Here is a 14,993-nt window from a genome sequence, read left to right on the forward strand (position 1 = left end):
GAATTTGATTTAAAGTATTTTACATATTATCTTTTATGTTCCTTCTTTTTAGTTTGAAAGTACTATGTCTATTGAGTTGTCAACGTAAGCATAGTAAAAAAGACAGTCGTTTTCTTCTTTATTTCCATTTAAATAACCCCAATTTACATCCTCATAGGGACTCTCTAAGATGAAAAGTATGAATAGTTCGAATTTAAAAGAATTAGAGGGTGAGTGGATGAGGGATATGAAGAGAAAGGTATTACCGTCATTTCTAGCGGGTGTTATTGCATTAAGTACGTTTGGTTCATCTGTCAGCGCAGATTTTCAGTTTTCAAAACAAGATACAAAGCAGCTTCCGATGTCAGATACACTAGAAAAGCTTAGAAACTTCGGAAAAACTATAGAGCAAAACAACGATCCGCTTTACGGCTTACAAAAGCCTTCTTTCAATCCGAATGAAAAAGTAAGAATCGTTGTAGAAGTTGAAGTGGACAAGCAAGCAAAATCACTGCCTCAAGCTCAAGTGGAGAAGGTAAAAAAGGCCATTACAGAAAAGAAAAGTTCTACAACAAAAGTAAGACACAGCTATTCAAAAGGATTTTATGGATTTAGCGTAGAAACAACGCTTGAAGAAGCGCAAAAATGGGCCCAACTTCATGGAGTAAAAGATGTTCGGGTAGCTAAGCAATATGAACATACTGTTGTAAACAGCCAAGAGCTTGTTGAAGCGATGAATACGTGGACAAAATATAACACACGCGGAGAAGGCATGGTTGTAGCGATCGTTGACTCAGGCATCGATCATCGACATGAAGCGATGCAGCTTTCTGAAAAAGGGAAAGAGGCGGCAAAACTAACTCAGCAAAATCTTCAAGATGACTTTAATCAAACAGAAATTAACGAATTGTGGTATACGGATAAAGTGCCAACTGGATACGATTGGGCAGACAAGGATACGAACGTTATCCCAACAAAGAATTCACACGGAACACATGTTGCCGGAATTGTAGGGGCATATGAAGAGACACAGAAAAAAGCTGTGGGTGTAGCTCCTGATGTTCAGCTTTTAGCAGAAAAGGTATTTTCCGATAAAGGCGGAGGTGCCTACGATGATGATATCGCATCAGGCATCTACCATGCTGTAGAAATGGGAGCTGACGTAATAAACTTAAGCTTAGGCTCAGAGGCAGGGAACGTTGATCCAAATGATCCGGTTCAGCGTGCTATTCAATATGCAACAGAACAAGGTGTTTTGGTTGTTGCAGCAGCAGGGAATGCAGCATACAGCACAAAGAATAATTTGCTAGCAAAATCTCAGCTGCCGTTAGCGAAAAATCCTGATATCGGTTTAGTAGGAGACCCGGGTGTAACTCCTCATGCTCTTCAAGTGGCTTCCTCTGAAAACGACTTGATGACAGTAGATGGCTTACGTTTGAATGATGGCAGCTTATTCGGCTATCAAATTCAGCCAGGTATTAAAAAATTGATCGGAACGCTAGATCCAGCGAAACAGTATGAGTTAGTATTTGTAGGTGAAGGAAGCTCTGCAGATTTCAAGAACCTTGATCTTCAAGGAAAGATTGCAGTCGCGCAGCCATTGCAAAACTATTCAACGTTCACTCATATTCAAACTGGAGCAGGTGGAAAAGGAGCAGTAGCCGCTATGGTTGTGCCGCCACCACAAGTTCCTGCATATTCAAGTTTATTTTTCAGCCCTTACTTCATTCCGGCAGTAACAACGGATCAAGTAAACGGAAATCAGGTAGTAGAACGATTAAAGTCAGGGGAAAAAGTGACGGTTCAGCTGACGGATGAGGTATTGAAAGTTCAAAATACAGCTACTGAGCCCATGTCTTCATTTTCATCATTCGGTTCACCGACAGATCTTAGCTTTAAACCAGAGATTACGGCACCAGGAGGAAAAATTTTCTCTACTGTGATAAATAATCAGTATGAAACGATGAGCGGCACATCCATGGCAAGTCCGCATGTTGCAGGTGGAGGAGCATTACTTCTACAGCATTACTATCAAGAACTTGGACTTCCAAAAGAAATGGAAACGGTGTTAAAAGCAAAGAATGCTTTGATGAATACAACTGAATCATTGACGAACCCGAAGCATAACAACGTACTATATTCTCCAAGAAGACAAGGGTCTGGAATGATGAAGATTGAACAAGCCCTGAAAACCCCATATTTACTGGAACGTGCTGGGGTTCCTTTAGAACAAGCAGCATCTGTTGCTCTCAAAGAAGTGGGACGAAACTTTGATTTCACATTAAATGTTAAACCTTTAAAGCAAAATTTAGTAAAGCCGCAGCATCAATATGAGATTCAGGTCGATCTCATTACGGATGAAACAACTAAACAGACACATGCCGGTGCTGAAAGAGAGTACTTAACACTGCACTCTGTTCCGGTAAAAGGTGCTGTCATTAAGATTAATGGGAAGACGTATGATCCAACAGAACCATACACGTATAAACCACACCGAGATGAAGAAGTGAAGCTCTCTGTTACACTGCCTAAAGAGTTAAGTGAAGGACGCTTTATAGAAGGGTTTGTTCGCTTTGTGCCTAAAGGCAGTTCTGTTAAAGAATTAACAACATTATCTGTACCACTTATGGGGTATTACGGTGACTGGGATAAGATTGCGAACGTGGATGAAAGTCCTGTAACAGGAGATGCGTTCTTAGGTTACACAGTGCTTTTTAACGATATTGATTCATTGCCACTCGGTTACAACGAAATGACTGGTACGTTTGATCAAGAAAAGATTGGAGTTTCGCCACGTTCAAGTAGTTCTGGAGCTTATCCAGGATTTACGGCTCTTCGTAATTTAAAAGAGTTATCTTTGAGCATTCAAGATGAAAAGGGCAACATCATTAAAGATCTTGGTAACTTTAGTGAGTTTACAGAGGATGGAAGTCCATACCGATTTAGAAAGAACATTATGAGTTATAGAGATTACTATTACAACATGGAAGGATTCTCTTGGAATTCTACAGATAATAACGGTAATACGGTTGCAGATGGTCAATATTATTATGTGTATACGAGTATGCTAAATTATGAAGACGCTGAACCACAAGTTACAAAGATTCCTATAAAAGTAGATTCCGTTGCTCCTAAAGTAGAAAACATTCAAGTTTCAGATTTACAAGATGGTAAGTACCATATCAAATGGGATGTAAAGGAAACAAGTACTGGTCACCTAGGAAACATGCTTTGGGTTAACGGCGTGTATCAAAGACTCCAGGGAGCATCGAATGAGTACATTTCTAAAGTAAAACCGGAGTTAGTTACTATTTCTGCTATTGATCATGCAAGAAATGTTGGAGTCTCGTATCTAGGTGACGAGAAATACCTAAATGCAGATCCGCTTATTAACTATCTGGGGATTAATAACGCGGGAAATGTCAATGAATCAAAGCCTCTTCGAATGACTCTTTTTGGATATAAACGTCTAGATTGGCATCTGGAGATTACAGATTCGAAAGGAATTACTCTTGAAGAAGCTGATATTTACAATGAACATTCTATCTATAACCTGCCATGGGTGCCCGACAGTGAATATCCAGACGGAGACTATTATGTAAAGGTTACGGTTAAAGACGAGACTGGTTTGACTTTAAAATCCGTTCCGAGAAAATTTACGGTTAAACGGTAATTTAAAAGATAGTTTAGTTTATTAAGAGCTTTATGGGTGGTTAGCATCCATAAAGTTCTTTTTCTTTTTCTACAATAACCTAAAGAGACCAATCGAATTAAAAGATATTTACAAAAGTTGGAATTAGGTAGAAAATGGTAAGGGAGTGCAGTTTTACATAATGGGGGTTATTTCATGAAAGATTTTCTGAAAGTATTTCAGAACAAAAACTTCAGTAAATTGTTTTTTGCCGGTTTTACTTCAATGATGGGAAGTATTATTGGTGTTACAGCTTTTATGTTTTATTTATTAGATAAGTTTGGGGAACAGCCTTTTTATGCGACGCTTGCTGAATTGATGTATTCGTTACCAACACTAGCTGTTTTCTTTATTGTAGGGGTGTTGGCAGACCGAATGGATCGTCAGAAGATCGCACTATATTGTGATTGGATCTGCGCGCTACTGTGCCTAGCATTGATGGGAGCGATTTGGCTCGATTGGATGCCTTTAATCTTTGCCATTCTATTTTTAAGAAGTGCTGTAGGGAAGTTCTTTTTTCCTGCCGATATGGCGATGGTACAAGGTATTCTTTCAAAGGATGAATATGCGATTGCAGCAGGTTTGAATCAGATGGTAGGCAGTGTGTTCATGCTTTTTGGAAATATGATGGCAATCTTTATTTATTGGAGTGTGGGTATACAAGGGGCAATTGCGTTTGACCTAATTACATATATCATTTCAGCTTTACTTATTATGAGTATGAAAGTGAACGAAGAAGTTCGTCTGCCTAATGGGAATCATACGTTCAAAGAGATTAATGTGAAGATGGTTTGGAAGGATTTTGGTGCAGGGTTTTCTTATATAAAGCAATCTAAGTTACTTCTTTCCTTGATTTTTGGTTTTTTCTTATTTGGTGTCGTGAATGGCGGTCTATCTGTTATGCCAGCTTTCATCATGAAATATAAACTTGCTCCGGAAAATTATGAACAAATGATGATGTGGATGGGTGTCGTATTTGGCGTTTCTGTGCTGATTGGAAGTGTCCTTTGTTCAATGCTGGCCAAAAAGATGAAACTCTCACATGCCATTGTCATTGGTCTTTTTGGGAGTGGTTTTGCACTTGGATTATGTGCGTTTGCTTCAAATATTTGGATATTCTTTATCCTCTCAGCATTAGCTGGATTGAGCATCCCGTTAATTAACATAGGTATCGGTGGATGGCTGCCTAAGATTGTTGATCCTAAAATGATGGGACGTGTCCAAGGGTGGATCACACCAATCAATATGTTGTCTCATACGATAACACTTGGTTTAATCGCTATGTTCTTCCCAAAGTTTTTAACAGTAGAAGCATTGTTCTGGGTTGTTGGAGGAGCTCTTATCTTTGTTGGATTTTTCTATCTTTTCACATTGCCAAAATATGATGTGGAAGAAAAGGAAGATAGCGTTAATCAGGAATTAATCGAAGAAGTTCCAGTTTAAAGGTGGAGATTGCAGCGGACCCCTTATATAATGGTAAGCGGAGGGGAAATCATGGCTGTATTTCAAAGTGTATTATTCTGGATATTTCTAATTTTGCCGATTGTTTTGTTTTTCGTGGCAATTGCCCGGACATCGTGGGTACTGATGCTAGTAAACTTATTTCTAGCATTGCCTCTTGTATGGTTCGTTAGCTGGATTACAGAAAGTTATGGAGCTGTTTTTGTTGTGATAGTCATTCATCTCGCGACAGGTGTATGGCTTTGGACAAAAAGACAGAGGCTGGATTTTAGATCGTTTTAAGAAAAGCTTTGCAAATAAAAATTTGCAGAGCTTTTTTTTGAAAAAACCGACCGGCTGGGTAGGCCGGTCTCAATGGTGGGGAGGTTAGCTGTTGGACGATCTAACCTGTTTTTAGAATAACACGAACAAGTGTTCTTGTAAATAATGTTTTACTATTTTATTCCAAGTTTTTAAAAGTGCTTTCTTTATTACTTTTCTTATAACAATAAAAAAGGAATGTGTCAGGAAAATGTTAAAGGGGAATTATGGGACTAATATCTTGCCGTTTTTTATATAAAAGGCATAAACTATACTTTAAATCCATAGTGTTCTGATTTGTAAGGAAGGGATTGTCGTTTTGTGAATTATTTATATGAGACTTATATAAAAACGTATGAACAGCGGGAGTGGTTTGAGAGAATTGATGCTCTCGCTAAAAAGTTTGCTGAACGAGCAGACACATACGACCAAGAAGGCCGTTTTCCTTTTGAAAATGTAGATGAATTAAAAAATGCTGGTTACCTCTCATTAACTGTTCCAAAAGAGTTTGGGGGAGAGGGCTTAAGTTTATATGAGTTTGTATTGCTGCAGGAAAGAATTGCAACAGGCGATGCTGCTACTGCTTTATGTCTTGGCTGGCATCTTGGATGTTTTTTAGAACTTGCCGAAGAACGAACTTGGGATACAGAAATGTTGGGGATGCTTTGTGAGAAAGTCGTTAGAGATCAAGCCCTTGTGAACCGTGCAGCTACAGAACCTGCTACTGGAAGTCCAACTCGAGGTGGAATGCCTCAAACGAAGGCGGTGAAGGAAGGAAACGAGTGGATCATAAATGGCACGAAAACATTTACGTCCATGGCGCCTGCTCTTGACTATGCCATTGTTTCGGCTCAAGTAGGGGATTCAGGCAAGAAAGGAAACTACTTAATTCCTATGAACGCAGAGGGTGTATCGGTGGAAGAAACGTGGGATACCGTTGCGATGAGGGGAACACGCAGTGATGATCTTGTGCTGAAGAATGTAAAAGTGGACGAAAGAGCTCTAGTGGAAGAAGATCGTGGAAAAAGTGAACTGCCAAAAGCATGGCTGCTGCATATTCCGGCATGTTACATCGGGGTAGCGGTCGCCGCACGCAACGAAGCGGTTCACTTTGCAAAGACATACAAACCGAACAGTCTGCCTGGACCGATCGGTGACGTACCAGAAGTGCAGCGCAAGATTGGTGAAATGGAATTAGAACTATTTAAGGCAAGAGAGCTTTTATACACAATTGCGGCAAGATGGGTAAATGAACCTGAAGCCAGAATGGAAATGGGTCCCTCTCTAATGGCTGTCAAACATGTAGCAACAAACGCAGCAGCAAAAGTAGTGGATCTCGCGATGCGAATCGTTGGGGCAAGAAGCTTGAGCCTGTCGAGTCCATTGCAGCGTCATTATCGTGATGTCCGAGCAGGGCTTCATAATCCGCCGATGGATGATATCGTCATTAGCACGCTAGCGAAAAGAGCTTTGGAATAGTAGATAGGAGACACCAAATGAGGAATTTGGTGTCTCTTTTTTAATTGGACAGATTGTATAGGAGATTGGACAGATTATTTATGGAAACGGACAGATTAAGTCAATTAGTCGACAGATTTTGGAGATTCAATAGGTTCAACAAAACAAAGCCGGTTTCCGAATGGGTCACCTACTCTCACTTCTTTAAAACCATGCGCCTCTTCAAGTCCTGGTCTTGCAAACTTATACTTTTTTTCTGCCAAAACTTGATGAAATGCCTCTATTCCTTCTATATGTATCCTCAATTTTGCGCCAGGACTCGAATCGCCGTGATGTTCTGAAAGGTGCAAACAGCATTCACCGAGTGAAACCTGCATATATAAGGGATAATCCTCTTCATATCGATGTTCCCAATCTACTGAGAACCCTAAAAAGTGAAGATAAAACTCCTTTGCCTTTTCTTCATCAAATATGCGAAGGATGGGGACCGTGCTTTTGACATGATATTGATTCATTAGCTCTCACTCTCCTGACATCTATAGTCTACTAGTGTTTCTCTTTTAAACTAGCAGTTCCTTTGTTTGGCTGGAGGATTTTTACTTTCTAAAAACGAATGTTTATATAAAATAGGCAATGACTAGAGGAGGAAATCACCTTGAACGAAAAACTAGTTCGCGTTGGTACAACCTACGTACCTGTCCAGCATGTTGATCAATCTGCCAAGTGGTACACTGAAAAACTAGGTGCCACACTTAACTATCAAGATGATGATAAAGCAATTCTTGATCTTGCTAACCAGAGCTTTTTCCTTGTGAGATCACTAGAAAGCGAGAGTTCCAATTTCACGGACCATTCAGGTAAAAAGCGGTTTTCTTTAACGTTTGAAGTGGACGGACTTGGCAATCTTTATACGCTGCATCAAGAGTTTAGAGAACTTGGCATTCAAACAGGGGATATTGAAGATCGTGGTCATACAGGTGAAAATTTTGTGTTCTCTGACCCGGATGGTAATTTGTTTGACGTTTGGAGTGAATTAAGTCCAAATTATAAAAAAATGTTAGCGCCTGTTGCAGAGGTGAAGAAATGAGATGGGTGACGGGCATCCTCTTTTCAGTGTTAGGTGTCCTATTGTTAACACAAGGTCTTCATTTACGATCAATAGGTGAAGAGAAAGTAGATGGGAACGGTATCGGTGTTTATTTTTTAGGAATGGAAATAAACGAGAAAGTAGCTCGTGCAGATATTCCTTCCTATGCAAACGGATTTTTAGGAAGCGGAACGATTTTTTTACTGCTAGCAGTGTGTTTATTCGTGATTCTACTTAAAGAAAAAAGCACATTAAAACCGATCCAGAGAAAAAATCATGCTTGAGTTTTAGATTGAGCGGGAAATTTATAGCATAACAAGATACGGCCATTGAGATTCTCTCATTGGTTTTTCTTTATTAAAGGCTTTTTTCGTAAACTTTGTTGCTTTTGAATGTGGTTAATTTCCGTTCCAGGTTGCTCGCTTTCCGCGGGGCAGGCGGTGAGCCACATTCGTACGTTTCACTTTTAAGTGTCTCACCTGACCGCCAGTCCCGCAGGAGTCTCGCACCTTCCACTCCAATCAACTTATCATTGAAGAACCTCAAAATCGCTATTTAGCAACAATCTGTTAGAAAAAATCCATATTAAAAAATGTTCGATGGGAGGTGAGTGTATGAAAAAAGGGCTTGTACTGGTCTTAATTTGCGGATATTTGTTGCTTGGCCCTTCCTCAATTGCATTGTCTCCCACAACTTCTGATACCCTAGTTAATCTATCTCACTATACTCCTGTCAGTCCCAAACTTAGTGAATAAACATGAAACCCGCCTCATTGTGAAGGCGGGTGTATTTTTACCTTATTTTCTACCGCTTAGTCCATACATAATAAACTCCACGATTTGATCAATTTCCTTATCATCATCCCATTCCATATCTGAAAAAAGAAGGAAACGGGGAAGGATGTAACCAATGATACTTGATGCAGTCATACGCATGATCGTTTGGGGAGGTAATGCAATAATTTCTCCTTTTTCCTGAAAATGTTCAATAATTTTTTTGAACTTCTCATAAACATGCTCGGCAAAAAGCTGTTGAAAGGGTTCGCGAAGTTCATCGTGAAAAGCGATCTCCTGTATAAAGATCTTTAAGACGGGAAACTGTTTTCTAACAAACTCCAGTCTATTTTTAGCGACCACTCTTAAAAAGTCTTCATACCTTTCATACTCATTTTCAAATACTTCTTTTGCAAAGGTTTTTATGAAAAAGGGAGCTACAAACCTTGCCACCGTGGGCGTGACAATTGCGAGTAAGAGTTCTTTCTTCGTTTTATAGTGTCGGAAGATCGTACCTTCAGCAACACCTGCTTTTTTTGCAATCTCACTCGTAGATGACCCGGAATATCCTTTTTCAGAAAATGTTTCGATTGCAGCTTCTAGGATCTTACGTTGTTTATCGCTCATGGTTGTGTGATCTGTATCGTTTATTAATTCGGTAATCCAATCTGAATCAGACATGAGTGTTTCTCCTTTAAAAAACGTGCATTTTCTATATTATAGACACAAATTTAATGCTGGACAAACACCTTATAGTTTTCGATGCTTTTTTAAAGCGAGTACATTTAATGTCATGAATAATAGTGAGAAACCAGCAAGAATAAGGACTTCATCATATATGTTTCCCCAGCCGCAGCCTTGTATCATCACATTACGAATTGCTTCACCGCCGTAAGTTAAAGGCATGATATAGCTTAATGGCTGCAGCCAGTCTGCCATTGTTTCAATGTTGAAAAGGCCAGAGAAGAAAACTTGCGGAACAACAACGAGTGGAATGAACTGAATCATCTGTAATTCGTTCTTCGCAAAAGCAGAAAGCAATGTTCCGAGTGAAAGGGCTGTAACCGCAAGCATCAGGGTAATGAGGATCACAAACCAAATAGAGCCAGCCATCATGATGTCCAAAACATAGATCGCGAACGCAACGATTATCGCAGATTGGATAACGGTAAAAATCCCAAAGCCTAACACATATCCAGCTACCATTTCCCATCGGCGCAAAGGGGTTGCGAGCAATCTTTCAAGCGTTCCAGTCGTTCTTTCACGTAAGAATGAAACACCAGCAATTAAGAATACGAAAAAGAAAATAAAAAATCCGATTAAAAATGGACCAATGTAATCAAAGGTTTCCATGTCAGCTGAACCGTGCAGATAGTTAATTTCAGGCTTAATGGAGGACTGCTCGCTAGTTTGCGGACTCATTTCCTTCAATGCTTTTTCAATCGTCACCACAGAAGCTTTGTTTGCTGTTGGGTTGCTGCCTTCGAGAGTAATCTTGGTTGATGATAGATTTACTTCTATTAACGCATCTAATTTTTCATCTTCAAGATCTTCTATAGCTGCCTCACTGTTGCTGTAAGCAGAAAATGCCTTGTCTGTCGTCTCTAATTTTTTAATGATCATCGCCTGATCACTGACGACTGCTATCTTAGGCTCATAATCGTTGTTAGAAAAAACGAGATTCACAAGCGTAAGAATTAGAAGCGGAGCAATAAACATCATGGCAAGTGTTCGCTTGTCACGAATAAATTGTCTGATGATTCGTTTAACAAGAGCTCTAATTCTCATGACGAACACCTCCATAATAGAGAAACGCATCTTCAATCGTTTCGCTGGATGTGCTTTCTTTAAGCTGTTTCGGAGAGCCTGAAGCGATTAATCTGCCATCGCGAAGCATGCCAAGCTGACCGCACTTCTCGGCTTCATCCATAACGTGTGTGGTGACAAGAATCGTTGTTCCGTTTTGACTTAACTTGTAAAGTTCCTTCCAGATTGACTGCCGAAGAACGGGATCGATGCCGACAGTGGGCTCATCAAGAATCAGAATTTGTGGTTCGTGCAGAATAGCAGCTGCTAACGAAAGGCGTCTCTTCATACCACCTGAGTATTGATGAACAGGTTTTTTTAGAAAGTCTGTCAGATTGACGAGAGAAGCAGCGTGCTCAATGCGCTCTTTTTGTTTTTTGCCTTTTAATCCGTAAATAGAAGCAAAGAATTCAAGGTTTTCTTTGCCGCTTAATTCTCCATACAATGCATCAGATTGAGCCATGAATCCAATTTGTGTCATGTTATGAAGATTAGGCATAAGTGTATCTAGTACTTTAATGGTGCCTTTTGTAGGTGTTTCGATTCCCGCAATCATCTTAACGAGAGTCGTTTTCCCGGCACCAGATGGACCGAGTAATCCATATATCTCATTCTTTTCTACATGTAATGAGATTTTTTCTAAAACAAGATGAGAGCCAAAGTTCTTTGACACTTCGGAAACCTGTATAACCGTATTCATAGAGAACCTCCTCAAAAGTGAGTACTCACTCATTTATATATTTATAGCATATGACGTTGGACAAATATATGTCAAGTGAGTACTCACTCATTTTTGTGAAAAAAAGAAGATCCCCAACTTGATGGGGACCAAAAAAATTAGTGAAGGGGGTATTCGTTGTTGTTTAAACTATCTTTGTTCGTATTAAATAATTTCGGTAAAACCCAGCGGTCAAGCCCGATCCACCGTGATGCGTTTCGCCCAGCAACGAGTATAAATATGGTAAGTAAAAGCATTTGTGGATTCGTGCTTACTGTACCCGAAAAGAGAAATGCAAAATTCATAATTGCACCCATCAATGCAGAAAAGGTTGTGAAAATCCCCAATAAAAGGGCAAGACCTACTAAAAGTTCTCCCCAGGGAACGATGAAGTTGAAGAATTCTACATTCGGTATAGCCACATGTGTAAGGAAATCTGCCCACCATGTTTGAACCGCTGGGTGTTCACCCGTCGCCTTACTTACAGCACCATGTAAAAATCCAGTAGCGTCGAATTTTCCTGTTACTTTTTCATAGCCAGCAATTGCCCATGTGTAGCCTAAATATAGACGGAAAATGGTAAGGATAAATGATGCAGACTTTTTCTCTCTAAGGAATTTAATAAACATCTTACGCACCACCTTCTAATTAAGGCTATAAAAACAATTGTTATTTAATTACAAGAACGGGGCATTCAGCTTTTTGAACAACGTAATGACTGATACTTCCTAAGAACAGTTCTTTTACTCCGCTTAATCCGCGGCTGCCAATAACAATTAAATCGATTCCGTTTAAGGATGCATAGTGAGTAAGTACGTTGCCTGGGTGTCCTTCGATCGCCTTAGCGACGATCGGATGAACTGTTTTTAAACTGATTTCTGTTTTAACATTTTGAATGATCGCTTCGTTCTTTTCTTTTAATTCGTAGGACGCTTGTTCAACCGGATAATTCGCATATGTGTATGCCATCGTATAGACAGGCTGGTAAACGGTGACAAGGTGCAGTTCAACGTCTTTTCTTTCATTTGCAAAATCCACTGCGAAATCTAAGGCTTTTTGGCTTTCTTGTGATCCGTCATAAGCAACAAGGATGGTTTGAATGTTTGTATTCATCATAAATCCTCCCTACATTTTTTATATTCTGGAACTGATTTAAGCATAAGGCGTTTCAAGGGGGATGTATGTGATGTTTATCACAAGATATTGAAATAATATTGACGAATATTTCAGAAAAAATCATAATGATTCTAACTCGATAGAAATGAGAGATTAAAGATGTCCAAAAATAATAAACTGCAAGTTCAAATAATAATGGTGCGGAAGGTTTTAATCTTCTAAAACTTTTCCGTGTATACAAAAATTAATAGGGGAATAACAGAATGTCTTTTAAAAATTATGGACCACTTTGCACGGAAGTTTATGATCTTACAAAAAAGGTTGGGCAGTCATTTGGTGGCGATATTGAATATTACACAGAAAAGCTGAAGAAGAACGGCGGGCTTACTTTGGAAGCCATGGTCGGATCTGGCCGTGTGATTATTCCGCTTTTGGAAGCTGGTATAGAAGTAGATGGAACGGACAAAGACTGGATGAAAAAGGCTTGAGTGCAAATCTTTTTCAAAGTAATCTGCAAAACCTGATCCTGCCACAAAAATATAAAAATATCATCATACCAGGTGGTTCTTTCTTATTGATTGAAAAATGAGAAGAGTCCAAGCAGGCACTTAAACAAATTTTTAATCATCTAGAAGAAGGCGGAAATCTGATTTTAGATATCTTTTTACCAACTGATAACTTTGAAGCGGGCAAGGTGCTCCGAACGTTAACAGTAAATTGTCCAGATGGAGACATCATTACTATGGAGGATAAGCTAGTAGAGGTGAATTTCTTAGAACAATACAAAGTTTCGTATCTGAAATATGAAAAATGGCGCGAAGGAAATTTGATTCAAACAGAACTTCAGCGCTTTGCCATTCGCTGGTATGGTATTGAAGAATTAAAACTGATTTTGGAAAGTGTGGGCTTTAAAGAAGTGACTGTAAGCGCTGACTTTGAATTTGGGAAGAAGCCTGCTCACGCAAGACAAAGCTTTGTGTTTGAAGCTAAAAAGTAGTTAAAGATAATTTCATTAGATGTAATGCAAATGGTCTTGTTGTATATTGTGTAAATCAGGTGTGTCCAGTATAGTTGAAATATGTTCATACGCACATATAATTCTAAAAAATAGGGGAGAAGAAATGGCCAATTTAACGCAAGACCGAAGCATAGCTCTATATGAATTTATTATTCAGCATTCTTCTGATATGACAGATTCCTGGCTTGCTTCTAGAGATGTAGGCGGCCATGGAATTTATTCAAAAAGAATGGGTGCAGAGGTTGAAAAAAGACTTCGTGAACAGAATCAGTGTTTTATTAAAATGATTGCATCTATATTTAATGAAAAAAATGAACTTCTACAAGATATAGATTCATGGGCTAAAAGAGTGGCTGAGGATCGAGCCGGATCAAATACTCCCATTCATGAGACGATACAGCAGTTTAAGAGATTCAGAAACATTTTCTGGAATAAAATTAGAGAATATATCGAGGATCCTTTAACCGAAGTAAATCAAACGGATATTTTAACATGGAGCAGCCTTCTGCATTCCACCTTTGATACGGTGATCGAGAGATTTGCTGAAGAGTACAATTTTTTTACTTTAAGACGTATAGACGCTCAGCAAGATATGATCAATCAGCTTAGTTCACCTGTTATTCCTTTATCGGACTTTGTCGGTATCTTACCGCTCGTTGGAGAAATTGATACACATCGCGCAAAGTGGATTATGGAATCAACGCTGCAACAATGTATTGACAACAATATTACGCAGCTCTTTATTGATTTATCAGGAGTCGTTATTATCGATACGATGGTGGCTAACGAAATTTTCCAGGTGGTAAACACACTGAAGCTTCTCGGTGTACAGTCTATCATCAGCGGGATTCGTCCTGAAGTAGCACAGACTAGTGTTCAGCTTGGTATTGATTTTAGTCAAATTCCCACACAAAGCACTCTCAAACAAGCATTGAAGAATAATAAGATTATTATCGAAAAGATATCATTATAGAATAAAAGTGAAAGAACCATTCGCAGCTGTACGCAAATGGTTCTTTTTAATGTTTAGTTTTGATTTTGTGCTTTATGGTAACGGTACTGCTGCCATCTGAAACGGATGAAACAGCCAACACAAAAGCCTAAGATGGCGACGAAAGAAGCAGTCGCAACCATAATTGTAGCTGTTAAAGCAACAGCGTACCAATTTAATGTATACCCGACGAACCCAAGAGCTAATAGTGATACAGCGATCAGCTGGTTAAACTGCTGCTGATCTTTATCTTCAGGGATAAAGGCTGAAGGATTCTTTTTTAAGAATCGTTTCGCAACCTTCATCACAGGGTTGTAATCAAAGAACATCCCCAGAAGTCCAGCGACTAAAGGGAGTAATAAAATCCATGCTTGACCAGAGACCCATGTGGCAACTACTGATAAAAAGATGAACCATTGATTCGTACGAACTAAAGGTCTAGGAATTGAGGCTACGGGTTGTGACATTTGAAATCCGACCTTTCTTATAGGTTTAGTTATTTTATTGTAATTGTATTCTCATTAAAAGTGAAGTGTTAAGCATTGTAAAATTTCGATAGGGGAAGGGATTAATCTGCTAAAAAAGAATGTTTTAT

At 39.2% G+C, this 14,993-nt stretch carries 14 protein-coding genes and 1 pseudogene; 8 read left to right on the forward strand and 7 right to left on the reverse strand.

Annotation, left to right across the window (positions count from 1 at the left end; all coding sequences use genetic code 11):
- The first annotated feature begins 169 nt into the window (after positions 1-169).
- From ACOZ9X_RS14500 to ACOZ9X_RS14515, 4 genes are all read left to right on the forward strand, one after another.
- Positions 170-3,652: a S8 family serine peptidase gene (locus ACOZ9X_RS14500; protein WP_423418797.1), complete on the forward strand. Its 3,483-nt coding sequence runs from the start codon at positions 170-172 to the stop codon at positions 3,650-3,652.
- Between the two features lie 174 nt (positions 3,653-3,826).
- Positions 3,827-5,113, forward strand: coding sequence for an MFS transporter (locus tag ACOZ9X_RS14505; RefSeq protein ID WP_423418798.1), 1,287 nt, complete (start codon positions 3,827-3,829; stop codon positions 5,111-5,113).
- 51 nt (positions 5,114-5,164) lie between these two features.
- Entirely contained in the window at positions 5,165-5,413 is a 249-nt protein-coding gene (locus tag ACOZ9X_RS14510) for a hypothetical protein (protein WP_423418799.1), read from the forward strand.
- A 339-nt stretch (positions 5,414-5,752) separates the two neighbouring features.
- A complete protein-coding gene (locus ACOZ9X_RS14515; protein WP_423418800.1) occupies positions 5,753-6,910 on the forward strand; it encodes an acyl-CoA dehydrogenase family protein in 1,158 nt (385 codons plus the stop codon).
- Positions 6,911-7,014: 104 nt separating this feature from the next.
- Here ACOZ9X_RS14515 and ACOZ9X_RS14520 read toward each other — a convergent pair whose 3' ends face one another.
- Positions 7,015-7,404 carry a glyoxalase superfamily protein gene (locus ACOZ9X_RS14520; RefSeq protein ID WP_423418801.1) on the reverse strand — a complete coding sequence of 130 codons (390 nt, stop codon included), beginning with the start codon at positions 7,402-7,404 and terminating at the stop codon, positions 7,015-7,017.
- 140 nt (positions 7,405-7,544) lie between these two features.
- Here ACOZ9X_RS14520 and ACOZ9X_RS14525 point away from each other — a divergent pair, with 140 nt between their 5' ends.
- The gene (locus ACOZ9X_RS14525; protein ID WP_423418802.1) at positions 7,545-7,976 is read left to right on the forward strand and encodes a VOC family protein; all 432 of its coding nucleotides are present in this window, start codon (positions 7,545-7,547) and stop codon (positions 7,974-7,976) included.
- Entirely contained in the window at positions 7,973-8,260 is a 288-nt protein-coding gene (locus ACOZ9X_RS14530; protein WP_423418803.1) for a hypothetical protein, read from the forward strand. The genes ACOZ9X_RS14525 and ACOZ9X_RS14530 overlap by 4 nt, the downstream gene beginning before the upstream one ends.
- 513 nt (positions 8,261-8,773) lie before the next feature.
- On the opposite strand, the gene ACOZ9X_RS14535 is transcribed toward ACOZ9X_RS14530, so the two are convergent.
- The 5 genes from ACOZ9X_RS14535 to ACOZ9X_RS14555 form a co-directional block, all read right to left on the reverse strand.
- Positions 8,774-9,430 carry a TetR/AcrR family transcriptional regulator gene (locus tag ACOZ9X_RS14535; RefSeq protein WP_423418804.1) on the reverse strand — a complete coding sequence of 219 codons (657 nt, stop codon included), beginning with the start codon at positions 9,428-9,430 and terminating at the stop codon, positions 8,774-8,776.
- A 69-nt stretch (positions 9,431-9,499) separates the two neighbouring features.
- A complete protein-coding gene (locus ACOZ9X_RS14540; protein WP_423418805.1) occupies positions 9,500-10,537 on the reverse strand; it encodes an ABC transporter permease in 1,038 nt (345 codons plus the stop codon).
- Positions 10,527-11,255, reverse strand: coding sequence for an ABC transporter ATP-binding protein (locus tag ACOZ9X_RS14545; RefSeq protein WP_423418806.1), 729 nt, complete (start codon positions 11,253-11,255; stop codon positions 10,527-10,529). Before ACOZ9X_RS14545 ends, ACOZ9X_RS14540 begins: the two co-directional genes overlap by 11 nt.
- Before the next feature lie 137 nt (positions 11,256-11,392).
- A complete protein-coding gene (locus tag ACOZ9X_RS14550; RefSeq protein WP_423418807.1) occupies positions 11,393-11,902 on the reverse strand; it encodes a DoxX family membrane protein in 510 nt (169 codons plus the stop codon).
- A 40-nt stretch (positions 11,903-11,942) separates the two neighbouring features.
- Positions 11,943-12,389: a universal stress protein gene (locus ACOZ9X_RS14555; RefSeq protein WP_423418808.1), complete on the reverse strand. Its 447-nt coding sequence runs from the start codon at positions 12,387-12,389 to the stop codon at positions 11,943-11,945.
- 263 nt (positions 12,390-12,652) lie between these two features.
- Between ACOZ9X_RS14555 and ACOZ9X_RS14560 the strand changes: the two are divergent.
- Both ACOZ9X_RS14560 and ACOZ9X_RS14565 read left to right on the forward strand, forming a co-directional pair.
- Positions 12,653-13,386, forward strand: a pseudogene (locus ACOZ9X_RS14560) (class I SAM-dependent methyltransferase).
- Between the two features lie 124 nt (positions 13,387-13,510).
- Positions 13,511-14,380, forward strand: a complete 870-nt coding sequence (locus ACOZ9X_RS14565) for an STAS domain-containing protein (RefSeq protein ID WP_423418809.1) — start codon at positions 13,511-13,513, stop codon at positions 14,378-14,380.
- A gap of 53 nt (positions 14,381-14,433) precedes the next feature.
- On the opposite strand, the gene ACOZ9X_RS14570 is transcribed toward ACOZ9X_RS14565, so the two are convergent.
- Positions 14,434-14,865: a DUF4395 domain-containing protein gene (locus ACOZ9X_RS14570; RefSeq protein ID WP_423418810.1), complete on the reverse strand. Its 432-nt coding sequence runs from the start codon at positions 14,863-14,865 to the stop codon at positions 14,434-14,436.
- Between the last annotated feature and the right edge of the window lie 128 nt (positions 14,866-14,993).

Source organism: Fictibacillus nanhaiensis (assembly GCF_049537595.1).
Lineage (GTDB): Bacteria > Bacillota > Bacilli > Bacillales > Fictibacillaceae > Fictibacillus > Fictibacillus nanhaiensis_F.